The organism is Kiloniellales bacterium, assembly GCA_030066685.1.
Classification (GTDB): domain Bacteria; phylum Pseudomonadota; class Alphaproteobacteria; order Kiloniellales; family JAKSBE01; genus JAKSBE01.
Genome location: JASJBF010000018.1, coordinates 30,274 through 53,365 on the forward strand (window position 1 = coordinate 30,274; position 23,092 = coordinate 53,365).

Consider the following 23,092-nt stretch of genomic DNA (forward strand, 5'->3'; position numbering starts at 1 on the left):
GCGCCGCTAGACCCGCACCCGTTCGGCTTCGCCGGGCAGGGGGACGGCGGCGCCCTCCTGGCTGTACTGCTTCAGCTTGTTTCGCAGGGTGCGGATCGAGATTCCCAGGATGTTGGCGGCGTGGGTCCGGTTGCCCAGGCAGTGGGACAGGGTGTCCAGGATCAGGTCGCGCTCGACCTCGGCCACGGTGCGGCCGACCAGGGCGCTGGTATCCTGCTCGCCGCCGCCGTTCTGGGTCTCGCCCTCGCGGGCGGGCGCCTCGGGGGTTTCCGCCGGCTTGGGCGCCAGGCGGTCGCCGGTCAGGATGATGGCCTCGGCCGTGACCTTCTGGTCCCGGGCCATCAGCACGGCGCGATGCATGGTGTTCTCCAGCTCGCGCACGTTGCCGCGCCAGTGGTGCTTCTCCAGGCAGCGCAGCGCCTCCTCGGTCAGGACCGGCAGCGGCACGCCGTTGGCCTCGGCGTACTTGGCGAGGAAGTGCTCGGCCAGCAGGGCGACGTCCTGGCCGCGTTCGCGCAGGGGCGGCAGCTCGATGGTGACGACGTTGAGGCGGAAGAAGAGGTCCTCCCGGAAGCGGCCCTCGCGGACTTCCTCCTCGAGGTCGCGGTTCGAGGTCGCCAGCAGCCGGATGTCGACCCGGATCGGCTGGGTGCCGCCGACCCGGTCGATCTCGCGCTCCTGGATCGCGCGCAGCAGCTTGGCCTGCAGGCGGGGGTGCATCTCCGAGATCTCGTCGAGCAGCAGGGTGCCGCCGTTGGCCTCCTCGAACTTGCCGACCCGCCGGGCGATGGCGCCGGTGAAGGCGCCCTTCTCGTGCCCGAAGAGCTCGGACTCCAGCAGGTTCTCGGGGATCGCGGCGCAGTTGACCGAGACGAAGGTCTGCTTGGCGCGCTTGGACTTCTCGTGGATGTAGCGCGCCATGACCTCCTTGCCGGTCCCGGATTCACCGGTGATCAGGACGCTGGCATCGGCGCCGGCGACCTGCTCGGCCAGGCGCAGCAGCTCTTTCATCCTCCGGTCGCGGGTCAGGAAGGCGGTCGATTCCTCCGCAACCGCGGCCAGCACCGCAGCGATCAGCTCGGGATCGGGCGGCAGCGGCACGTATTCCTGGGCGCCGGCCCGGATCGCCTTGACTGCAGCGCCGGAATCGGTGCCGATGCCGCAGGCGACCACCGGGATCGAGATCCGCTCGGCCTTGAGGCTGTCGATCATGCTGCCGACGTCCAGGCGGATGTCGATCATCAGCAGGTCGGCGCCCTGCCCGGCGCGCAGCAGCGACAGGGCCGTCGCGATGTCGTCAGCGTGCGCCACCTTGGCGCCGCGATCGAGCGCGATCTTGCCCGCTGTGGTGATGTGGCCCTCGAGTGTGCCGACGATTAGAAGCCGCATCTTCTCAGTCTCCAGATATCAAAGGCTCAGTCGAAGTCGCCGATCCGCTGGTCGGGCGGCAGCAGGGTGTTCATCAGGATCTCGAGCCGCCGCGGGTTCTCCTGCCGCGCGATCGAGACGGCGCCCAGGGCGTAGAGCTGGTGGACCAGGGACTCGACCCCGGAGTTGCGCTCCAGCTTCCCGGCCAGGGGCAGGAAGACCATGTTGGCCAGGATCGCGCCGTAGAAGGTGGTCAGCAGCGCCACCGCCATGGCCGGCCCGATCGACTCCGGGTCCTCCAGGTTGCCCAGCATCTGCACCAGGCCGATCAGGGTGCCGATCAGGCCCATCGCCGGGCAGACCTCGCCGGCGCGCCGCAGGACGCCGGCCGCTTTGCTGTGGCGGGCGGCCATGGCCTGGACCTCGGCGTTCAGGACCTGCTCGATCTGGTCGGCCGGGGTGCCGTCGACCGCCAGGCGCAGGGAGCGGAACAGGAAGGGGTGGTCCTCCAGGTTGCGCAGGACCCGTTGCAGCGACAGCACGCCGTGGCGCCGGGCCTGCTTGGCCAGAAGCAGCACCTGATCGGCGGCGGCGCTCGGATCCTGGGCGTTGTAGAGCACCGCTTTGAGCATCACGCCCTGGGCCCGGACCACCTCGCCGAGCGAGAAGGAGATCGTGGTCACCAGGAAGCTGCCGCCGAGCACGATCAGCAGCGCCGGCGCGTCCACGAAGGCGCCCGGAGAGCCGCCGAGGGTCATAGCGGTCACGATCATGGCGAAGGCGCCAAGCACGCCGCCCAGGGTCGCGAAGTCGACGCTGGTGCCGCTCGGCAGGTCGTCGAGCCTGACCATGGGCGGTGCCTTGCCGCCGGTGCTGCTGAGATTGGCCATGACCGCTGCGCGCCCCGTGCCCTACGCCGCTAGGAGCGGTCCATCTTGATGATCTCGGTCATGGTCACGCCGAGCCGGTCTTCGACCACGACCACCTCGCCGCGCGCGACCAGGCGGTTGTTGACGTAGATGTCGACCGCCTCGCCGACCTTGCGGTCCAGCTCGACCACCGCGCCGCGGCCCAGCTTCAGCAGCTGCGCGACCTGCATGTTGGCCTTGCCGAGCACGGCAGAGACTTGAACCGGTATGTCGTAGACGGCTTCCAAGTCTTTGGCGTTGGCGGGAATCTTGCTTCCGTCAGACAAGTCAACTTCCCTTGACTCCGCGCCCTCGGCGGGTGGGCTGCCGTCGAGCTCGGCCAAGTCGAGGCTGCCGTCGGCGCCGTTCGCGTCTTGCTGTGTGTCGTCGTCAGCCATGGGAGCTGCCCTCCGTCACGGGGGTTGTCGGGTTCACGCTGTCGGCCTCCTGCGGGGCCGTGGGCCCGGCCCGGCCGAGCAGGACCTTCGAACGGGCGATCGCCGCGTCCATCTCGGTCAGCAGGCGTTCGCTGTCGCGCTGGGCGCCGCCGTCGGCCCATTCGACCAGCGCGTCGCTGGCGGCCAGCTTGTCGTCGGCGATGACCACCACCTTGCCCTCGTAGGCCCGCTGCGCCGTGACCGCATCGATCCGGGCGGTGATCGCCTCGATCTGCGCGGGCGCGACGCGGACCACGATGCGCGGCTCGTCCCTGACCCGGGTCAGGCAGTCGCCGATCAGGGCCTCGACCTCGCCCAGGCCCGCGCTCTCGGCGAGCACCGGGAAGAGCTTCCGCAGCATCAGGCCGGTGGCCTCGGTCGCCTCCTCGGCGAGCCGCCGCTCGGTCGCGGTCCACTCCCGGAGCAGCGCCTCCAGGGAGTCGCCGACCCTTTGCTCGCTGCGGACCAGGGCTTCCTCGGCCTGCAGGCGGGCGTCCCGGAGCGCGGCCTCGCGTCCGGCGGCGACGCCCTCGTCCCGGGCCCGCTCCAGGTCCTCCTCGCCGAACTGGGGCGCCGGCGGCTCGCCGCCCGGCGGCTCCATGACCAGCTTCCCGCCGGCAGCGTCGAAGGAGGTGTCGAAGAGAAAGGGCTTCTGGCTTAATCCGGCGCTCACGCTCGCTGCTCCCGATCAGTAGACAAGGTCGTCCTCGCCCTTGTTGTCGGCGATGATGATCTCCTCCTTGTCGGCGAGGTCCTTCGCGGTCTGGACCAGGTACATCTGGGCCTCGTCGACGTCGCGCAGCCGGACCGGCCCCATGGCCTCCATGTCCTCGCGCAGGATCTTGGCCGCGCGTTCCGACATGTTGGAGAAGAACAGCTCGCGCAGGGTCTCGGAGGCGCCCTTGAGGGCGATCCCGAGCTTGTCGTTCTCGATGTTGCGCAGCAGGGTCTGGACGCCGCTGGGGTCCAGCTTGCCGAGGTCCTCGAAGGTGAACATCAGGGCCCGGATCTTCTCCGAGGACTCCGGGCTGCGCTCCTCCAAGGCCGAGAAGAAGCGGCCCTCGACGCTGCGGTCCAGGAAGTTGAAGATCTCGGCCATCTGCTCGTGGGCGTCGCGTCGGCTGGTCCGCGCCAGGTTGGACATGAACTCGGTGCGCAGGGTGCGCTCGACGTTGTCCAGCACGTCCTTCTGGACCGCCTCCATGCGCAGCATCCGCATCACCACTTCCATGGCGAACGGCTCGGGCAGCTGGGCCAGGACCGCGGCGGCGTGGTCGGCGCGGATCCGCGACAGGACGACGGCGACGGTCTGCGGGTACTCGTTCTTGAGGTAGTTGGCCAGGACCGTCTCGTTGACGTTGCCCAGCTTGTCCCACATGGTCCGGCCGGCGGGACCGCGGATCTCCTCCATGATCGAGTCGACCTTCTCGCGGTCCAGGACCCGGCTCAGCAGGCGCTCGGTGGTCTCCATGTTGCCGACCAAGGAGCCGGTGCTGGAGATCTGGTCGGCGAAGTCGACGAAGAGGCGCTCGACGACGTCGGAGCTGACCATGCCCAGGGTCGCCATGACCTGGGACAGCTCCTTGATCTCCTCGTCGTCCATCAGGGAGAAGAGGTTGCTGGCGCCCTCTTCGCCGAGGGCCATCAGCAGGATCCCGGCCTTCTCGGGACCGCTGAGCGAGCGGTAGTCTTCCCTGGCGCCGCGCATGTCTCTCTGCTCCTCCGGTCCCGCTCAGGCCTGCTCGAAGAGCCAGGAGCGGATGATCGACACCGCCTCTTCCGGGTGCTTGTCGACGATCTCGCCGATCTTCTTCATCGAGGACTCGCGCACCCGGCCCTCGACCATGTTGAGGTCGATCATCCGCTCGAGCTCGGCGTGGCTTTCCTGCGCCGGCGACGGCGGGCTGCCGCCCGGCCCCTCGAGAGCCGGCGTGCCGGCGGCGGCGAGGGCCTGAACGGCGCCGGCCTCGCCCTGGGCCAGGGCGGGGTTGACACCGCCCGGCAGGGCCGCGACCGGCTCCTCGGCCTGCGATTCCAGGAGGCGCCCCATCAGCGGGCGGATCACGAAGAGCAGAGCGAGGATGGCGATCAGGCCGAGGACGCCGAGCTCGACGATCCGCAGCAGGGCGCCTTGGCTCAGTCCGAAGAAGTCCCAGATCGGCGAGCCCGCCTCGCCGGCCTCGAGGTCGGCGAAGGGCATGGTGACGATCTCGATCACGTCGCCGCGCTCCTGGTCGAAACCGATCGCCGAGCGGGCCAGGGCGGCCAGCTGGTCCAGCTCCTGCTGGGGCCGCGGCGTGTAGACCGCCTCGCCGGCCTCGTTGGTCGCGGTCGCGCCGTTGACCAGGATCGCGACCGAGAGCCGGCGGACCACGCCACTCTCCCGGACGTGGGTCTTGACCACCTTGGAGATCTCGAAGTTGACCGTTTCCTCGACCCGCTGGGATTGGCTCTGGCTGTTGGTCTGGCCCTCGGCGCCAAGGTCGGTGTCCGGCAGGTTGGTGCCGACGGTCACCGGCTCCGGCCCCTCGCTGTCCTGGTTGCTGCTCGACTCCTCGACGGTCTGGGTCGAGCGTACGACCTGGCCGTCGGGGTCGTAGGTCTCCGAGTTCTCGGTGATCCGGTCGAAGTCCATGTCGGCCGAGACCTGGACCCGGACGTTGCCCGGGCCGAGCGAGCGCTCGAGCAGGGATTCCGCGGTCCGCGCCAGGCGGCGCTCGTAGGCCAGGCGCAGGTCCTCGGCGTTGGAGCTGGCGCCGGCCTCGCCGGTCGCGTCGTTGCCGGCGGCCAGGAGCGCGCCGCGGTCGTCGACGATGGAGACCATGCCGGGGGCAAGCCCGGGGACCCCGGCGGCGACCATGTGCTGGATCGCCAGGGTCTGGCGCCGGTCCAGCTCGCCGCCGCGCAGGGAAAGGACGATCGAGGCGCTGGGCTGCTCGCGCTCGCGGGAGAAGAGCTGGCGGCGCGGCAGCACCAGGTGGACCCGGGCCTTGTCGACCAGCCCGAGGGAGGCGATGCTGCGCGCCAGCTCGCCCTCGAGCGCGCGCAGGTGGTTGATGTCCTGCACAAAGCGCGTGGTGCCGAAGCCTTCGGAGCGGTCGAAGATCTCGTAGCCCACCGAGCCGCCGCTGGGCAGGCCCTGCTCGGCCATGGCCAGGCGCAGGCGCGCGACCTGGTCGCCGGGCACCAGGATACGGCTGCCGTCGGGCGAGACGTCGTAGGGGACCTTGAGCTGCTCCAGCCGGGTCACGATCTCGCCGCTGTCCTGGGCCGGAAGCCCGCCGTAGAGCAGGGCCAAGTTCGGGCTCGCGACCCGTCCGGTGAGGAAGACGAAGAAGGCCAGGGTGGCGGCGCCGACCAGCCCGAGGATCGCCAGGCGGGCGGGGCCCAAACTGCGGAGGGTGTCGAACAGTGCCGTCACGCGCTGCGATCTCTTACGCTGATAGAGCTAGGTCCTTCGGGAAGATCTTGGCTCTTCCGTAACTCAACCCTTCGACATAAGCCGACAGGCGGAGTAGGCCTAACTTACTGCGCTGACGGTAAAATCTCGGTTAACATGGGCAAGAATTGCCTATCCGGCCGGAAAAAATTGCCGGTTCGAGACGGGGCAAAATTCTCAATTTGTATGAATTTTTACTTAATGCGATGGGGGTGGTGTACCGCGGAATTTGGAGCTTGGCGCCAGTTCGAAGTAGAAGTCCGCGATTTACTGCTGTAGGTGAAGTCGTTTCGCCCGGCTGTTCTCAGTCGGAGTCGCCTTGACCGGCGCCGGCGAGGGCCAGGGCCTCTTCTTCCTCGTGCGGGCGGCGGTACTGCTGCAGCCGGGTCGTGCGCAGGCCGCGCATGCCGTGGGCGTCGATCAGACGCTGCCACGAGAGGAACTCCTCGACCGAGAGCTTGTAGCGCTTGCAGGCGTCCTCGAGGCTGATCAAGCCAGTCCTTACGCCCGCCACAACCTCGGCCTTGCGCCGCACCACCCAACGCTTGGTGTTGGGGGGCGGGAGGTCGTCGATGGTCATCGGCTTGCCGGCCGGTCCCATCGCCGTGTTCGACCTACCTGGACGAGTCATCTCCATTTTGGCTCCAAAATCAAAAAGCCGCCAAATCCTGATCCCGGAAGCTACGACTGCGGCTTTAAAAAATCCCTAAACTCAGTGACTAAGCTGGCTGACAAATCTTTACCTAATGTAAATAAGGGTTAAACTATTTGCGCCGTCGGCGAAAATTTCAAATAATAAGCCGACGGCGCAAGTATTTACCGATGATCTATTTTATCGGCGGATCCGAATCAGCTCCTCCAGCATCTCATCGGCCGTGGTGATGATCTTGGCGTTCGCCGAATATGCCCTTTGGGTGACGATCATGTTCGTGAACTCGTCGGCCAGATCGACCGTCGAGGCCTCGAGGGAAGAGGAGGAGACCGAGCCGGCGGCGCCGGTGTTGGCCTCCAGCAGGATCACGTTGCCCGAGCCGTCGGTCTCGATGTAGGCGTTGCCGTCGCGCAACTCCAGGCTGTTGGGGGCCGGGAAGACCGCCAGCGGCAGCTTGTAGATGGCCTGCTGCTGGCCGTTGTCGAAGAGCGCGGTGACGATGCCGTCGTTGTCGATGTTGACCCCGGTGAAGTTGCCGAAGCGGACTCCGTCCTGGTTGATGAAGGAGATCGCGAAGTTGCCGGCGAACTGGGTGATGCCGTCGGTCTGGCCCAGGGTGCCGAGGTTGGTCGAGATCGTGCTGGGCGCCGAGGTGGTGGCGGTCCAGGTGATGTCGATGTCCGGGAAGGTGATAGCGCTGGGGGTGCCGAAACCGTCGAAGGCGATGGAGCGGGCGACCGGACCGGCCACGGTGCCGCTGACCGCGCCAGTCGAGGCCAGGGTCGGGTCGTTGACCGTGATGTCCCATTCCGGCGTGGCCGAGTCGTAGACAAAGTCGACCTGCAGGTTGTGGGCGTTGCCCAGTGCATCGAAGATCTGGGCGGTGATGGAGTGGGTCTCGCCGTTGGCCGCCGTCGAGGGCAGGTTGGCGCCCAGGGACATTGCGGTCGTCGGCACCGCGTTGCCCGAGAGCGAGGAGACGTTCACCGTCTGGGTGCTGGACAGGACGCTGGGGGTCGCGGGCAGGGCGCCGGTGGTCGGATCCAGCGGCCAGCCCTGCAGGTAGTAGCCGCCGGAGTTGATCAGGTCGCCGTTCTCGTCGGTGGTGAACTGGCCGGCCCGGGTATAGAGGTAGTCGTTGCCGGGCCCCGGCGCCGCCGCCTCGTTGACCACGTAGAAGCCGTTGCCAACGATCGCGACGTCGGTCACCGAGGTGGTCGACTGCAGCAGGCCCTGGGCGTCGGCGGACTGCACCGGACGGGACTGCACGCCGCCTGGCGAGTGCAGGGTCTGGGACCCCGACTGGGTGACCAGGGTCGAGAAGCTGGTCCGCAGGCCCTTGTAGCCGACGGTGTTCACGTTGGCGATGTTGTCCGAGATCATGCCGATCGCCTGGCTCTGGGCGGTCAGCCCGGAGACGCCGGCGAACATGGCGCCGAAGATGCTCATGTCATTGCTCCCTCGTTCCGCCGGCGGGACGTCCCTGCGTCTCCGCCGCGCTGTCTTGGCTCAGATCGGCTTCTGCCTGGTGAATTCAGCTCTGGTTGCCCGCCGCGCTCTCGGTGACGGAGACCACCTTGTCGATGGGTATCTTGAGGCCGTTCAGCGAGAGCACGACCTGGCCGTCGAGGATCTCGACCCCGGTCACGCGGCCGAGCGTGCCCTGCGCCACGGAAAGCGGCGCGTCGTCGCCGTCCACGGCGGTGACCATGGCCCGGTAGACGCCGTCGGGCAGCGGGCTGCCGCCGTCGTCGGTGCCGTCCCAGTCCAGGCGGTGCAGGCCCGGCTCGGTCTCGCCGCCAAGAGTCCGGACGACCAGGCCGCTTTCGTCCTGGATCTGGATCGTGGTGCGCGCGGCCGTGGCGCTCAGGGCGTAGGTCAGGGTCGCCTGGCCGCCGTCGAGCGAAAGGAACTCGCTCTCGGCCTCGACGCTGCGCCCGATGTAGCTGGCGGCGCTGGTCAGCTGGTTGCCCAGCTGCAGGTCGATCATCTGCTCCAGCCGGTCGTTGGTCTTGATCGACTGCTCGACCTCGGTGAAGGCGACCAGCTGCTGGGTGAACTCGTTGGTGTCCATCGGCGACAGGGGATCCTGGTTCTGCAGCTGGGTGGTCAGCAGCAGCAGGAAGTTGTCGAAGGTCTCGGCCAGGCTCGCGGAATCCGCTGCCGCCTGCTGGCCGGTCTGGCTCGCCGCGCCGGTGGCGCCGTTGATCTCCATGGGTCCTCGCTCCTCTCTCGTCCGTCAGGGGCCGCGCCGTCAGATCCGGATGTCGAGCCGACCGTCGCCGGCCGACCAGGTGAGGGTCAGGCTCTGCTCGAGCTCATCGGCGTCGGCCTGTCGTCCGGCCGCTCCCGGCCGCTCCCGGCTTTGCTCCTCGGCGGCCTGGAAGGGCTCGCCCTGCTGGTCCTGCAGCGAAAAGCTGAGGCTGCCCGACTCGGTCTTCAGCCCGGCGTCCTGCAGGGCCCGTTCCAGGCCGCGCAGGTCGCGCTGCATCAGGTCCAGGGTCTCGGCGCGCTCCGCGGTGATCAGGGCGCGCACATGGCCGTCCTCGGCGATCTCGAGGCGGACCTGGACCCGGCCCAGCTCGGCCGGGTGCAGGCGGATCGAGATGCGGTCGTTGCCGGCGGCCACGGCGCGGCGGATCTGGACCGCGACCTGCTCGTTGGCGCCGCCGCGGGCCTCGGCCGCCGCCCCGCGCAGCAGGCCGGCGAAGTCGCCGGGGGCGGCCGCCGCAGGCGTGGCCGCCAGGCTCGGACGCAGGCCGCCGGCGCCGCCCGGGTCGACGCCAAGGGGATCGCCCGGCGCGGCGGCCACGGGGTCGACGGCGAGGCTCAGCAGGGTGTCCTTCGAAAGCGCCGCCGCGGCCGGCGCCGTGAGGGCGGCGCCGGTGGCCTCGGCCGTCGCGGCCGCTGTGCGGGCCTGTCCGCCCGTCGCAGCGGTGCCGCTTGCCCCCTTGAGGCCGCTCGACGCCGCCTTGGACCCGGCACCGCCGGCGGCGGAGGCCGCTGAGGCCTGGGCGACCTTCACGGCGAGCGCCGCCTGGCCCGGGAGATCGGGCCCGGCCCTCCGATCAGCTTCGGCAAGCCTGGAGGGATCGTTCGCGGCGCCGGCCGGGGCCTTGGCTTCGGCTTGGCTTGCCGCGGCCGCGATCGCCGGGCGGAGATCGCCGCCGCGCGCCGCCTCAGGCCGTCCGGTCGCTTGCGAGGCGGCCGGACCGCCCGGCGGCCCGCTTTGCTCTGTCCCGGGCCCGGCGGTGGTCGCGGGCGCCAGCGGCGCTGCGGCGAGAGGCCGTTGCGCCTCCGGGCCTCCGGCGCGACCGAGCGCCGGCGCCGTGCCGGCCTCCGCGGCGGGCGCCGGAGCGGGCTGGCGCGCCGTCTGCCCGGCAGGATCGGGCGGCGGGGGTACCGGGTCGTCGCCGGGCGCGCGCTCGGCGGACGGCAGCGGACGGCCCTTGCCGGGCGCTTCGGCCGGGTCTCGGCGCTCGGCCGGGTCGTGCCGGCCGCCGGTCTCGGCCCCTGCGAGCGGCGCCTCCGGCCCCTCGCTGAGGATCAGGTCGAAGAGCCCGAGGGGACCGCCGGTCGCGTCCTGCGCGGCGCGGCCGTCCTGCCGGGGAGAATGATCGACGGGGAGTGCTTCCATCTTGGGCTACCGGATCCTGGTCTTTCCTACTTGGAACCGTCCCTGGATCTGCAAGCGGTGGGCCATCCGGATCTCGCGCCGTAACTGGCTGATTCCAATGGAATTGTCTCGCGACGAGAGGCCCTCGAACCGGGCCGGCCGCGGCTTTCTGCCGGGGCGCCGCGGCAAGAGCTGCCCGCGGCGGCAAAGTCTGCCGGGAGCTCAGGCCGGGGCCGGCAGGCGCGCCGCGGCGTCGGCGTGGGGGCGCTCCAGGAACGTCAGGATCGCCCGCGCGACCCTCTGGCAGCCGCGGCCGTCGTAGAGGGCGAGGGCGCGGCGGCGCATCTTGCCCAGACGCCCGGGGTCGTTGCGCAGCCCGAGCAGTCCGGAAAGGATGGCCGCGGTCGGGACCCTGCCGAAGCGGCCGAGGTAGGCGATCACGCCCTCGGCCTCCAGGGCCTGCCCGCGCAGCTCGTGGAAGCGGGTCAGGCCGAGGTTCAGGCTCGGCACCCCCAGGGTCAGGGCCTCGTCGGTGAGCCCGCCCAGGCCGAAGATGCCGAGGGAAGCGGCGGCCAGGCGCCGGGGGAAGTCGGCCGGATCGACCGCCAGGGTGAAGTGCCGCGGCCGCCGGGCGACCAGGGCGCGCAGGCGCGCCAAGTGGGGATTCAGCGCTCCGGCGACCGCGGTGACCGGAAAGTCGACCCTCGGGTCGGCAACCAGAGCCTCCAGGACCGGAACGGTCATGCCGTCCCGGTCGATGCCGCCCAGGCAGACCAGGCAGGAGAAGCGATCCGGCGGCGGCGCCTCGGCGGTCGGCCGCAGGTCGGTGAAGCGGCGGGCGATGAGGGCGTAGCGGGGACCGCGGTGCCAGGGCCCGGGCCGGGCGTCGGCCGGGGCCGGTTCGGGGTCGGCCGCGGTGTTGTTGAAGGTCAGGTCGGCGTAGTGCTTGGCGACCCCGCGGGCCGCCAGGTTGATGACCGGGCCGCGCCGTCGATAGAGGGCGATCAGGTCGCGGTCGGCGCCGTTGAGGTCGAGGATGGTGGCGTCGGGCGGGAAGGCCTCCAGGCCGTCGGCCTCGCGCTCGACGCGATGGCAGGCGAAGCCGAGGTCGCGGACGATGTCGAAGGTCGCCTCGGGCCCGCGCAGCGCGAAGCGGATCTCGGCCGCCGGCGCGTCCTCGCGCAGGGCTTCGGCCAGGGCGAGGCAGCGGGTGGCATGGCCCAGCCCCTCGGCCGGGCCGCGGTGGCCGCCGTCGAGCTCGCCGCCGAGGTTGAGCCGGAACAGCAGCCGCATGGCGCCTCGGCCCCTGCCGCCCTAGCCCGCCTGGAGGTCGGTCAAGGCCACGGGGCTGCCGCCCGTGACCGGCCGCTGCAGGGTCCGGCCGAGCAGCTCCGGCAGGGCGCAGGGCGCGACCGCGTGGCTCGGCCGCAAGGGGATGAGGTGCGCGGCCTCGATCCGGGTCCCGGCCGCCAGGTCGCCGGTCCAGTAGAGGCCGCGGCGGGCGGTCTCGCGGCGCGCCAGCTCGGCCTCGCTGCGCTCCAGGCGGCCGTCGCCGAGGATGGCCGGGACCTGGCGCAGGGCGCCGACGATCCGGGTCAGGCTCTCCGGGGTCTCGGACATGGCGTGGTCGTAGCCGGGCAGGGCCCGGTCGGTGGTGAAGTGCTTCTCCAGCGCGACCGCGCCCAGGCCGGCCGCCAGAAGGGCGATGGCCGGCGACTCGCGGGAATGGTCGGAGAGCCCGACCGGCAGGCCGAAGGCCTGGCGCAGAGTCTCGATGGCACGCAGGTTGGCGGCCTCGGGCGGCGTCGGGTAGAGCGCGACGCAGTGCATCAGGACGATCTGGTCGTTGCCGGCCGCGCGCGCGGCCTCGACCGCACGCTCGACCTCGCCCAGGCGGCCGAAGCCGGTCGAGATGATCACCGGCCTGCCGTAGCCGGCGACCTGGGCGATCAGGGGCAGGTTGGTCAGGTCGCAGGAGGCGATCTTGAAGCAGGGCACGCCGACGGCGGCCAGGGTCTCGGCGCTGCCGGCGTCGAGCGGGGTTGAAAAGAACTCGACGCCGGCGCTCCCTGCCGCAGCGCTCAGCTCCGGATACCAGTGATCCGGAACTTCATAACGGCGGCGCTCGTCCAGCCCTGGAACCCGGTCGGAGAGGAAGGCCTCGGTCCGGAAGGACTGGAACTTCACCGCGTCGACGCCGCAGGCGGCCGCGGCCTCGATCATGGCCAGGGCGAGGTCGAGCTCGCCGTTGTGGTTCATGCCGATCTCGGCGATGACGAAGACCGGTTCGCCGGAACCGACCCGGCGGCTGCCGATCGTGAGACCTTTAGGCGTCATGCGTAGGCTTCCCTGCTTCCGCCTTCGGTTGCCGTCGCGCCCGGGACGGCGGCGCGCCTGGCCGCCGCCAGGATCTCTGGCACCGCCCAGTCGGCGGCGGGACGCGCCGGCAGCAGGGCGAGCATCGCGTCCAGGCGGGCCAGGTCCTCGGGCGTGTCGACGCAGAGGTCGAGCTCCGGGGCCCGCCATTCCAGCGGCGTGATCGCCGGTGCCCAGGCGAAGCCCGAGCCTTCCTGGAAGACGGCGCCGGTGATGGATTCCCGCTGCGCGGCGGCCGTGACCTCGCGGTCGAGCCGGTCCAGCGCCGCGGCGGTCAGGACCTCGGCGCCCAGCCCGACCGGCAGGCCGGTGTAGCCGTTCTTGCCGGTCACGCAGTCGGCGTCCTGCAGGACGATCTGATCGAGCGCGCTGTCGATGACCTCGGCCGAGAGCAGGGGGCTGTCGCCGTTGGCCTTGACCACCAGGCCGGCGCCCTCCGCGCGGGCGGCGGCGGCGCAGCGGCCCAGCACGTCGTCGACGGCGCCGCGGTGGCAGGGCAGGCCGAGCCCGGCCGCGGCCTCCGCCAGGCCGTCGTCGCAGGCGCGCTCGGTCGTCGCCAGGACGATCCGGTCGAGGCGCCGGGCCTGGCCGAGGCGGGCGGCCAGGATCTCGATCAGCGGCCGGCCCGCCAGGGGCCTCAGATGCTTGTTAGGCAGCCGTCGAGAGTCCGTTCGCAGCGGCACGATCGCGATCACGCGCGTCATCTTCCCTCTCTCCTGTCAGAAGTTCCCTGATGGTCGCATAGGCCTCGCGCGCGCCGCGCTGCGAGGGAATGGTCACCCGGTAGGGCGTGGCGATGCCGGCGAAGGCCTCGGCCATGACCGCCTCGCAGGCCTGGCGGGCATCCTCGAGCAACTCGACCCGGATCCCGGTCCGGGCCCGGAAGACCGAATAGGCCAGGTGGAAGTGGCTCTGCTCGAATTCCAGGATCGAGGCCAGGCTGGTGACCAGCATGTCGTGGTCGATCGGCTCGGCCCGCACCGGCTGATCGCAGTCCGAGGCCCGTTGCAGCAACAGGACGTGGTCGATCGGCTTGGGCGTGGTGTCCATGACCTGGTCGTAGAGCTCGTAGGGCGAGATCCGCATCCGGGCCTGGCCCTCCATGACCTGGAGGGTCTCCTGATTAAGGTCGAACTCGCCCCGCTTGGCCCGGCTGACGAAGCGGACCAGGGCGGCGAAGTCGGGCGGCACCTCGTCGAGCATCTCCGGGAACTGGTCGAAGTTGTAGTACAGCAGGTTGAGGCGCTTGGGCAGGCAGCGGAAGCGGCCGTCGCGCTGGACCACGCTCCAGTCGTCGGCGATGTACTCCGCGCCGTTCTGCAGGAACTGCAGCAGCAGGTTGGTCTTGCCGACGTTGCGCCAGGCCGGGCAGAGCACGCCCTCGCCGTTGATGCGGAAGGCCGAGGAATGGCAGAACACGGCACTCCGGCGCAGCAGCTGGAAGTGGGTCATGTACTCCATGATGATGGCGAAGAAATGCGGGTTGAAATCGACGTCGCAGGTCGCCCGCCACTTGCCGTCGCGCGCCGCCGCGAAATCGACCCGGAAGACGTGGTACTGGGGGTCGTGCAGGAAGACGCCGTGATCGTCGTAGGAGACCGGCGCCCGGATGTGCACGGAGTCGTCGGGGCTGGAGCGGTCGTCAACGAACTCGATCTCGATGTCGACGGCCCTGTCCGGCAGCTCCGGGATCTCGAAGGCGCCGTACTCCGATTTCACGTAGTCGACGATCGTGCTGGCCTTGCCGCCGAGCGCGACCCCGATCTCGCCGAGGATGTTCAGATACATGTTTCGACTAGCTCCTTCACGTCGGCCAGCCGCCAGTCCAGGGGCAGCGAAAGCCGGTACCAAGGCCTGTCGGAGAGAAGCGGCGCCCCTTCGCCAGGAGCCCCGCCGGGGCGGCGGGGACCGCCGGGACAGGAGCCGGCGGCGGGCAGCAGCGGCAGGGCCGCGAGGAAGGACTGCTCCGGGAACTCGCCCAGATAGGCGTGCAGGCCGGCGAGGGCCCGCAGGGCGACTTCGGAGTCCAGGGGCTCGCAGGACAGGGCCGCGCCGTTGACGACCAGGAAGCAGGCGGCGGGTGCGGCGTGCAGGCAAATGTCCTCGGGCGCGAGGCTCAGGTGGTGCTTGCCGTAGACCGTGGTCCCGTCCGGCGGCGTCAGCCCGAGCCGGGCGAGCGCAGCCGGGTCGAGGCGCAGCACCTCGGGGAAGCCGTAGACCGCCTTCGGGTCGGCGAGCAGGAAGTTGTCGGTCATGAAGCGGTAGCCGGCCTGCCGCGCCAGGAAGGCCGCCAGGCTCGACTTGCCGACGCCGTTGAGGCCGCAGAAGACCAGGGCCCGGTCGGCCCCGGCGCGGTCGCGGACGGCGAGGGCGCTGGCGTGGAGCAGGCCCAGTCCCTGGCGCGCGGCCAGGCAATGGAACAGCGGGAAGTGCAGGGCCCAGCGCAGGCTGCGCTGGTGGTTGCGGGCGCGCAGGTCGGGGTCGCGCTCCCGCTCCAGGTCGAAGTGGTAGGCCAGGACCTCGAAGCCGCCGTCGCGCCGGGGCGTGACCAGGGCCGAGAAGCCGAAGGCGTTCTCCCAGTAAAGGCTCTCGGAATCGATATGGAGGCCCATGCCGAGCCGGCTCATCGCTGGCTTGCGGGCCCGGGCCACCGCCCCGGCCTCGGGGCCGAAGCGGACCGCGACGTCCGGCCGGGCCGCGGGGGCGCCGAGGAAGGCCCGGTAGTTCCGGGCCGCGAAGGCCGCGAAATCCGGATCCTCGCTGTCGAGCCGCAGGGTGACGCCGTGGCAGCAGGCATCGAGCCGCGACTCGCCGGCCCCGGGGCCGCGCAGGGCCTCCGCGGGTCTGACTCCGGCGCCCGGCCCGGCCGGCCGGGGGGCGGAATCTAGGTCGAATCGCAGAGCGGTATCAGACATTTGGGTAAGGCTGCTGCCAAAAGATTTAATTTGACCTAAATCCGACGCAAAGGCCGTGCCATGCCGAAGGTCGGCGCTATGACTAAAAGCGGATGAGTTTTGGGCTAAGCCGCTGATTCTTAGACCTTCCGTCCTAGGAAAGATTTTCCGCTGGGCGAAAACTGCCGCCCGCAAAGCGGCAAGAATTGCCGGGCAGGGCCACCGAGGTCGCAGGGGAGGCCAGGGATTCCGCAGTCTTGGCCGCCTCGCGCCGGTGGCACGGAAGCTGCATTCCTGATACGGGGAGGCCAGGCAGGCCCGCCCCATTGGACGGCAGGACGCCGTCGTCACGCGGCAGGTAGCCGCACCCCTCTCCTGGCGGTTTCATCGGAGCACAGCCTGAAGCGCGGCCGGGTCGGCGCCCGGCTCGGCGCGTCGGCCCTTCTGCGTAGAGGCTGGCAAGGCAGGTTTCGGTTTCGGGGCTCTGGATCTGCGCTAGACGGAAATTCCGCCGCCCGGCGGCGGTGTGCCCTGGGAGCCGGCCGGGCCGGGCTCCTGCGCGGCCGGGCCGCCCTGGGCGGTCACCTCGGCCAGGAGCCCAGCGGCGATCTGGCGGTTGATGTTGATCAGGACGTCGAAGCCCTTGGGCTCCGGGTTGGCCAGCAGCCGCACAGTGTGCTTGTCGACGAAGTTGCAGAGATCCAGCATGTTCTTGCGGACCTCCGGCGGCAGCGGGCAGTCGGCCTGGGTGACCTCGGCCTGGAAGATGGTCCAGAGCCGCCAGTTCAGGCGCGCCGTCTCCTTCATCGCCGTGACGTCCTCCGGGGTCTTCTGGACCTCGGCCATGCGGCGGGCGGACTCCAGCAGGGCCCGGCCCTCGGTCTCCCGGGGCGAGCCGCCCTGGCCCAGGGTCCCGCCGTAGGACTTCGCCGCCGAGTCATTCGGCATGCTGCAGGATCCCGGCTTCGTGCTCGATCAGCTTCTGGCAGGCCTTTAGCCCGGCGTAGAGCTGGTCAGCGTCCAGCCGGCGGCGGATCTCCGCGGCCAGCGCCTCGGCGCTGGGCGCCGCCTGCAAGTAGTCGCCCAGCAGCCGGTCGAACTCCTCGACGAAGGCCGCGCGGCGGTCGGGGAAGAGATAGGCGCACTGCAGGGCCAGATAGACCCGGGAGGCCGGGGTCCCGGCGTCCTCCGCGGTGAGGATGTCCTTCTGGCGGAGGATGTGCGCCTGATTCTCGAAGACGAGGCTGGCGACGTCGCCGTCGTTCTTGACGACCGCGCCGTTCACGATCAGCTTCTCGCCCTTGCCGAGGGTCAGCTTCAGGGGCATGAGGATTACCCTAAAGGTTTGGTATAAATCTGATAAATCAGACTTTTTGATTAAAATAAAATTAACCCACACCAAGTTGGATAGGCCTTTCCAGCTTCATAGAGTAACTCTTTCTAACTAGTTAGCGTTTGAGAGGCGATATGGGCGCCGAGGCGCAGCCCGCACGGACCGGGCCCCGGAAACCCCAGCCCGGCCTGCCTTCGGGGCCGGTGCAGGACGCGGAGGGGGAGGCTTCTGAGGCCCGCCTCGCCGCAAACCTGGCCGCCTTGCAGGACTGGGCGCCGAACCTTCGGGCCCAGTTATCCGGCCTGTCCGAGATCCACTCCGAGCTCCTGACCGACCCCGACGGCGGCCTCGACATCGCCTTCCTGGGCCAGCGCTTCTACCAGACCGATGCCCGGGCCCATGCCGAGGCGCAGGTCGCGCGCTTCTTCCGGTCGCCGACCCGCAACCTGCTGAACGAGCCGGATCCCGAAAGCCTCAAGGGCGGGATCGGCGACTTCTGCCGGCGGGTCACGTCCCGCCTGGCCGAGGCCGGGATCGCCTACGACAAGGTGCTGCGCCGCGAGGAAACCCATTTCCTGCTGGTCCTGGGCGTCGGGCTCGGCCTGCATCTTCCGGAGCTTCTGGCGCGCAGCCAGTGCCGCTGCCTGGTGCTGATCGAGCCGACGCTGGAAAACCTCGCGCACTCGCTCCGGGTCCTCGACTGGGCGGGCCTGCTCGCCGCGGCCGCCGAACGCGAGGTGGAGGTCGTCTTCATCACCGAGCGCGATCCCACCGACATCGCCCAGAAGGCGCTTGCGGCGATCCGCGGCAACAATCCGGTGCTGATCGACGGCCTCTACCTCTTCGAACACTATCCCTCGGCGATCCTTCAGCAGGCCGCTGCGCAGCTGAAGCGCGAGCTCTACTCGGCAATCCGCGGCCTCGGCTTCTTCGAGGACGAGGAGGTCATGGCCCGCAACGCGGTCGCCAACCTCGACCGGCCCAGGCTGCGCCTGATCGACCAGCCGCAGCCCTCGCTCGACACGCCGCTGTTCATCGTCGGTTCCGGACCTTCGCTGGAGCAGGAGCTCGATTTCCTCGAGGGCGCCGCCGGGCGGGTCGCGGTCATGTCGATCGGCACCACGCTCAGAATCCTGCTGGAGCGCGGCATCCGCCCCGACTTCCACATCGAGCTGGAGAACTCGGAGAACTGCGCGCGCTCGGTCGAGGCCACCGCGGCCGAGTTCGGCACCGCCGGCATCACCCTGATCGCCGCGCTCTCGGTCGACCGCCGCACGTCCGACTGCTTCGAAGCGCCGGTCTTCTTCCTGCGCGAGGAGAACACCGGCACCGTGCTTCTGGGTCAGCCGGTCATGCCCCTGTCGCCCTCCGGGCCGACGGTCGCCAACGCCGGCCTCAGCGCCGCGATCCGCCTCGGTTTCCGGGAGATCTACCTCTTCGGGGTCGACATGGGCTCCCGCGAGCACGGCCGCTACCACGCCGAGGGCTCGGTCTTCTCGACCGGTCTGCTGCCCGAGAACCGCCGGGCGCACCAGCGCTTCGCCGGCAACTTCGGCGGCGAGGCCTGGGGCGAGGCGGTGCTCAACTGGTCGCGCCTCTACCTGGAGGCCGTGCTGCGTATGTACGCCGGGATCACGGTCTACAACTGCAGCGACGGCGTCCGGATCGAGGGCGCGATCCCCAAGGTCTCCCGGGCGATCGAGCTGCCCGGACGGCCCCTCGACCGGGCCGCCCTGCTTCGAGGCGTCGAGACCGGGCTGGCCGGCTTCGACAAGGCCGGGCTGGCGTCGATCTGCGGCGCCGGCCTTGCCAGGGCCCGGGAGGACTCGGTCGTCGAACGTCTGATCGCCTGCCTGCGCGCGGCCGAGGCCGGCGACCTCGAGGACGGCGAATGGGTCTACGAGGTCTTCCGCCTGCTGCGCGCCGAGACCGCGGCGCGCAGCCTGACCGGATCCTTCGTCAAGGGCTCGGTGACCATGATCCTCGGCTGCGCCCTCTGGTACGACAAGCGGTTGCGCGACCGCTCGCAGCTCGGCGCCTTCCGCCGCATCGCCCTGCAGGAGGCCATCGCCGCCCTGGAGGACTTCCGCAGCCGGCTCGACCGGATCTTCGCGGACGCCGAACGGGTGCTGACGGCTTCCGAAGCGTGAGACCGAGACGGCTTCAGGGCTCACGATACACGGTGAGTTCGAAGCCCTCGTCCAGCGTCGGCGGCTGGAAGTAGCCGGTGATCAGATCGTAATCGGCCGCGCTCGGGGCGAAGTCGTGGGCGCCCGCGGCGTTCCGTCGCTGCAGCCGGGCCTTGCAGAGGCTGTCCGGGAGGTCGAGGTAGTGCAGCCGATTCGCCGCGCCAGCGGCCTCGAAGAGGCCGCGCATCCAGGTCCGGCGCGCGACCGTGTTGGCCTGGAAGTCCAGGACCACGGACAGCCCGGCGCCCAGCAGCGAGACCACGTGGTCGCCCATCACTTGCTGCAGGCGCCCGGAGCATCGGACATAGTCATCGAGTGAGAGGATCTCGCCGGGGTAGAGCCGCGAAAGCCAGGCATCTTCGCTGATCAGAAGTGTGTCCGCTTCCGAGGCCAGCCGACGGGCCAGGGTCGATTTGCCGGCGGCGATCTTGCCGCAGAGGAGATGCAGGGTTGGGTCGCGACGGGGCATCGGCGCTCCACCTCGTCTTCCGTGGGAGGGTCTTCCGTGGATGGGCGCCGGCGCGGCGCCCGATCCGAACGAGCAGCAAGGGTCCCGGCCTAGCCCGGGCGCGTAATTCGGATCCCGCCCTCGCGGAGGCGAAGGGCTGCTGTCGGATGCGCGTCAATGTCCCATGAAATAGAGCCTCTCGCGCCGGAAGACAAAGTAAGCGGTCGTGGTGCGACGCCGAGGGCGTCAGAAGGAGAGATCTGCGCTTGCCGAGGCGGGTTCAGCCGCCGCGTTCTTCCCAGGCCTTGAAGAGCGCCGCATAGGCAGCTTCCAGGGAACGCGTGAAACCCTGGACGTCGGCCAGGGGCGAGGCCTCGGACTCGGCGCGCAGGGCCTGGCGCAACGCCGCCAGGGCGGCGCGGTCGCGGGTCAGGCGGAAGGCGATCTCACCGAGTGCCGCCGGGTCCGTCGCGATCCACTCCGCCCGGCCGGCCAGGGTCAGCACGCTGGCCGCGCGCCGCGCCACCGGTGTGGTCCCGGCCAGGGCCAGGACCGGCACGCCCATCCAGAGCGCCCGGCAGACCTCGACCGCGCTCTCCGCTGCGCCCCAGTCGAGGGCGAGGTCGACGTGGGCGTAGAAGTCGAACTCGGTGCGGAAGTTGTCGGCGTGGTTCACGATGTCGCAGCGCTGCCGCAGGCCGAGGTGCGAGACGCAGTCCAAGACCCGGGCGATGCAGCTCTGGTCCTGGTTATGCCGGTTGCAGATCAGCAGGCGCGCGCCGGGCACCCGGGCCAGGGCCGCGGCCCAGGCGCCGACCGTCGCCGTGTCGATATGGCGCAGGTCGCCTTGCACCCCGAAGGTGACCTGGCCGCTCTGCGCCGCCGGCAGCTGCCCCGGCTCGGGCAGGAGGGCGAGCGGCCGGTAGGCGAGCTGGCCCGGCGCGAGGCGCAGGGGCGGCGCGTCGTCGGGCGCGCAAGCGTCGTCCTCCGGCCAGGCGACGCCGTCGGTCAGGACGCGGTCGAAGCCACCGGCGTCCGGTGGGACAAGATTGACGAGCCAGGCGAGGGCCACGGGCGCCGGCCGCCGGGCCAAGAGCAACGGCCGGCCGCCCGGTGCCTGGCCGGAGAGGTCGACAGCGATGTCGATCTCGTCGCCCTGGAGGATCTGCCAGGCGGTCTCGTCGTCGATGCGGTCGAGATCGGTCCAGCGGTGGGCGGCCCGCATCAGCCGCTCGGTCACGGCGTCCGCGCGGCCGCCGTCGGCATAGCAGTGGGCCTCGACCTTCGCCGTGTCGTGGCTGCGCAGGACCGGCTCGAAGAAGCGCATCAGGTCGCAGTCGCGGAAGCTGCCACAGAGGTAGCCGACCCGCAACGGACGCTCGTCGCGCCAGGGCGCCCGCCGCGGCGCTGGGCGCGGCTCCAGCTGGGCGTGACGCCGGTACCAGTCGCGCTGGGCCTCGGCCAGGGTCGCGGCCGCCGCCGGCCGCCGGGCCAGGTGGTCGAGCAGCCGGGCGTGCAGACGGGCGTCGTCGGGCGCGCCGGCGCAGGCGCTGCCATGGCAGGCCTCGGCCTCCTCGTGGCGGCCGGCCAGGTCCAGGGCCAGGGCGAGTTGGCTGAGATCGGCGGCCGCCGGAACATCGAGGTGCAGCAGGGCGTGGGCGGCGGCGATGGCGCGCTCGGCGCGGCCGCTCTCCCGGCAGAGGTCCCTCAGGAGGCGCAGGCTCTCGGGATCGCCGGGGGTCAGCTCGAGCTGGGTCTCGCAGTCGGCGATCGCCGCCTCGGTCTCGCCCAGGCGCTGTTGGCGCCGGGCGCGCTTGAGATAGAGGTCGGGCCGGCCCTGCCGGAGATTGCCGAAGAAGGAGCCGAGCCGCGGCGGCAGCAGGCCTTCGATCTCACCGTGCGGCTCGAGGATAGTGCCGAGCTTGGCGTAGTAGAGGCTCTCCTGGACCCGGCCCAGCTTGGCGTTGATCGCGGCCAGGGCCTCGGCCGCCTCCTGGAGCTCCGGGTTCGCCTCGTGGGCTCGCTCCATCAGCTTGATGGCTTGGACCGGCTCGTCCAGGTCGAAGCTGACGAGGCCCAGGAGGTAGAGCGCCTCGGCGCAGTCGGGGGTCTCGCGCAGCAGCCCCTCGCAGATCACGATGGCTTCGTCGTGGCGGCCCCAGTCGAGGCGCTCGATCGCCTCTCGGACTGCGGCGAGGCTGCTGCTGGTCTCTGCTGTCGTCATGCTGGCCGGCATCCTGCGGCAGCGTGGTTAACGCTGTGTTACCCGGAAGGTGGCGGCGTGGCGGGCCGGACCGGAGACGGGCCCAGCCGCCGCGCCGTCGAGCTCGCCGCCTACTGGAAGAGCCGCAGTATCGACTGCTCGGCCTGGCCGGCGAAGGACAGGGCGCCGATGCCGAGCTGCTGGCGGGTCTGCAGGGCCACCAGGTTGGCGCCTTCCTCGTTGATGTCCGCGAGGGTCAGCTTGCCGGCCCCTTCCTCGTGATCGTTGACGTAGCGCTCGGTGAAGTCGAGCCGGGCCTGGAGCAGGGCGACGTTGGAGCCGATCGACTGGGCGCGGCCCCGGAGGGTCGAGAGCGCGGCGTCGATCTCGGTCAGGCGGGCGTCGATCACCGTGCTCAGCGAGAAGCTGCCCGCGGTGGTCACGTTGAGGCCGGCGGTGGTCAGGTCGAAGCCCTGGACCACCAGCTTGCTGACGGTGTCGGTCGAAAAGGCGATCTCGAGCTGGGACGCCGTGCTGTTGACCAGGTTCGTGCCCTGGTAGCTCGCGTCGTTGGCCAGGTTGGTGATCTGGCCGAGCAGCTCGTCGAACTGGGTCTTGATGGCCGAGAGCTGGTTGCCCGAGGCGGTTTTGGCGCTGATCGCCAGGCCCTTCATCTGCCGGACCAGGGTGTCGATGGACTCGATCGCGTTGAGGGCCGTGGTGATCGAGGATATCCCCTGGTCGATCCCGCTCTTCCTTTCCCCAAGGTCGAGCGCGCGGTCGTTGAGCGCCTTGGCCTCGAAGAAGGCCGTGGCGTCGTCGATCGGCGAGGCCACGGCGAGGCCGGTCGCCAGGCGCTCCTGGGTCCGGTTGATGAGGTCCTGGGTTCGGTTGAGGGCCAGCAGGTTGGTCCGCACCGCTGACGACAGGGTGATATCGTTGGCCATCTTCTTGTCTCCGTTTCTACTGCGCCCGCCCCCTACTGGAGCGGCTTCTGACGGAGCAGGAGCAATGGCTGTGCCAAAATTTATCTCAATTTTATCAGATTGTTACATGTGCGATGCCCGGTCCCGGGACGAAGTCTGCCGGCCCACAGCGGAAGGCTTTGCCACCTTCGGGAAAAATTTACCCAGAGGGCCGGCACCGACCTGGACTCGGGTCTGAGGGCCAAGACGCCCGCCCCTCCGTCTGCTCGGCAGGCTTAGTTCCTTCTTAACCATTTAACCATA

At 70.2% G+C, this 23,092-nt stretch carries 21 protein-coding genes; 1 reads left to right on the forward strand and 20 read right to left on the reverse strand.

Going from position 1 to position 23,092, the window contains the following annotated elements; genetic code table 11:
* Positions 1-6: 6 nt before the first annotated feature.
* The 17 genes from QNJ30_11570 to QNJ30_11650 all read right to left on the reverse strand — a co-directional run bounded on the left by QNJ30_11570 (position 7) and on the right by QNJ30_11650 (position 17,017).
* On the reverse strand, positions 7-1,389 hold the full coding sequence (locus tag QNJ30_11570; GenBank protein ID MDJ0944099.1) for a sigma-54 dependent transcriptional regulator: 1,383 nt from the start codon (positions 1,387-1,389) through the stop codon (positions 7-9).
* A 26-nt stretch (positions 1,390-1,415) separates the two neighbouring features.
* Entirely contained in the window at positions 1,416-2,258 is an 843-nt protein-coding gene (locus QNJ30_11575) for a MotA/TolQ/ExbB proton channel family protein (GenBank protein MDJ0944100.1), read from the reverse strand.
* Positions 2,259-2,287: 29 nt separating this feature from the next.
* Entirely contained in the window at positions 2,288-2,674 is a 387-nt protein-coding gene (fliN, locus tag QNJ30_11580) for a flagellar motor switch protein FliN (GenBank protein ID MDJ0944101.1), read from the reverse strand.
* A complete protein-coding gene (locus QNJ30_11585; GenBank protein MDJ0944102.1) occupies positions 2,667-3,386 on the reverse strand; it encodes a FliH/SctL family protein in 720 nt (239 codons plus the stop codon). The genes fliN and QNJ30_11585 overlap by 8 nt, the downstream gene beginning before the upstream one ends.
* 15 nt (positions 3,387-3,401) lie before the next feature.
* On the reverse strand, positions 3,402-4,421 hold the full coding sequence (gene fliG, locus QNJ30_11590; GenBank protein MDJ0944103.1) for a flagellar motor switch protein FliG: 1,020 nt from the start codon (positions 4,419-4,421) through the stop codon (positions 3,402-3,404).
* Between the two features lie 24 nt (positions 4,422-4,445).
* On the reverse strand, positions 4,446-6,134 hold the full coding sequence (gene fliF, locus QNJ30_11595; protein MDJ0944104.1) for a flagellar basal-body MS-ring/collar protein FliF: 1,689 nt from the start codon (positions 6,132-6,134) through the stop codon (positions 4,446-4,448).
* A gap of 322 nt (positions 6,135-6,456) precedes the next feature.
* Complete coding sequence (locus QNJ30_11600; protein ID MDJ0944105.1) at positions 6,457-6,789, reverse strand: DUF1153 domain-containing protein; 333 nt, start codon at positions 6,787-6,789, stop codon at positions 6,457-6,459.
* Positions 6,790-6,984: 195 nt separating this feature from the next.
* Complete coding sequence (flgE, locus tag QNJ30_11605) at positions 6,985-8,253, reverse strand: flagellar hook protein FlgE (protein MDJ0944106.1); 1,269 nt, start codon at positions 8,251-8,253, stop codon at positions 6,985-6,987.
* An 85-nt stretch (positions 8,254-8,338) separates the two neighbouring features.
* Positions 8,339-9,019 (reverse strand): flagellar hook capping FlgD N-terminal domain-containing protein, encoded by a 681-nt coding sequence (locus QNJ30_11610; protein MDJ0944107.1) that lies wholly within the window; start codon positions 9,017-9,019, stop codon positions 8,339-8,341.
* 39 nt (positions 9,020-9,058) lie between these two features.
* Positions 9,059-10,441: a flagellar hook-length control protein FliK gene (locus QNJ30_11615; GenBank protein ID MDJ0944108.1), complete on the reverse strand. Its 1,383-nt coding sequence runs from the start codon at positions 10,439-10,441 to the stop codon at positions 9,059-9,061.
* A gap of 201 nt (positions 10,442-10,642) precedes the next feature.
* Entirely contained in the window at positions 10,643-11,713 is a 1,071-nt protein-coding gene (locus QNJ30_11620; GenBank protein MDJ0944109.1) for a hypothetical protein, read from the reverse strand.
* Between the two features lie 21 nt (positions 11,714-11,734).
* A complete protein-coding gene (locus QNJ30_11625; GenBank protein MDJ0944110.1) occupies positions 11,735-12,757 on the reverse strand; it encodes an N-acetylneuraminate synthase family protein in 1,023 nt (340 codons plus the stop codon).
* Positions 12,754-13,500 (reverse strand): NTP transferase domain-containing protein, encoded by a 747-nt coding sequence (locus QNJ30_11630; GenBank protein MDJ0944111.1) that lies wholly within the window; start codon positions 13,498-13,500, stop codon positions 12,754-12,756. The genes QNJ30_11625 and QNJ30_11630 overlap by 4 nt, the downstream gene beginning before the upstream one ends.
* Complete coding sequence (locus tag QNJ30_11635; protein ID MDJ0944112.1) at positions 13,445-14,584, reverse strand: hypothetical protein; 1,140 nt, start codon at positions 14,582-14,584, stop codon at positions 13,445-13,447. The genes QNJ30_11630 and QNJ30_11635 overlap by 56 nt, the downstream gene beginning before the upstream one ends.
* Entirely contained in the window at positions 14,575-15,711 is a 1,137-nt protein-coding gene (locus QNJ30_11640) for a hypothetical protein (protein MDJ0944113.1), read from the reverse strand. Before QNJ30_11640 ends, QNJ30_11635 begins: the two co-directional genes overlap by 10 nt.
* Positions 15,712-16,185: 474 nt before the next feature.
* The gene (locus QNJ30_11645; GenBank protein ID MDJ0944114.1) at positions 16,186-16,638 is read right to left on the reverse strand and encodes a flagellar biosynthesis regulator FlaF; all 453 of its coding nucleotides are present in this window, start codon (positions 16,636-16,638) and stop codon (positions 16,186-16,188) included.
* Positions 16,628-17,017: a flagellar biosynthesis repressor FlbT gene (locus QNJ30_11650; protein ID MDJ0944115.1), complete on the reverse strand. Its 390-nt coding sequence runs from the start codon at positions 17,015-17,017 to the stop codon at positions 16,628-16,630. The genes QNJ30_11645 and QNJ30_11650 overlap by 11 nt, the downstream gene beginning before the upstream one ends.
* A gap of 140 nt (positions 17,018-17,157) precedes the next feature.
* Here QNJ30_11650 and QNJ30_11655 point away from each other — a divergent pair, with 140 nt between their 5' ends.
* Positions 17,158-19,173, forward strand: coding sequence for a DUF115 domain-containing protein (locus QNJ30_11655; GenBank protein MDJ0944116.1), 2,016 nt, complete (start codon positions 17,158-17,160; stop codon positions 19,171-19,173).
* A 13-nt stretch (positions 19,174-19,186) separates the two neighbouring features.
* Here the strand turns inward: QNJ30_11655 and QNJ30_11660 are convergent, their stop codons facing one another.
* The 3 genes from QNJ30_11660 to QNJ30_11670 all read right to left on the reverse strand — a co-directional run bounded on the left by QNJ30_11660 (position 19,187) and on the right by QNJ30_11670 (position 22,810).
* Entirely contained in the window at positions 19,187-19,681 is a 495-nt protein-coding gene (locus QNJ30_11660) for an ATP-binding protein (GenBank protein MDJ0944117.1), read from the reverse strand.
* Between the two features lie 259 nt (positions 19,682-19,940).
* Positions 19,941-21,884: a CDC27 family protein gene (locus tag QNJ30_11665; protein MDJ0944118.1), complete on the reverse strand. Its 1,944-nt coding sequence runs from the start codon at positions 21,882-21,884 to the stop codon at positions 19,941-19,943.
* A 110-nt stretch (positions 21,885-21,994) separates the two neighbouring features.
* Positions 21,995-22,810 carry a flagellin gene (locus tag QNJ30_11670; GenBank protein ID MDJ0944119.1) on the reverse strand — a complete coding sequence of 272 codons (816 nt, stop codon included), beginning with the start codon at positions 22,808-22,810 and terminating at the stop codon, positions 21,995-21,997.
* Between the last annotated feature and the right edge of the window lie 282 nt (positions 22,811-23,092).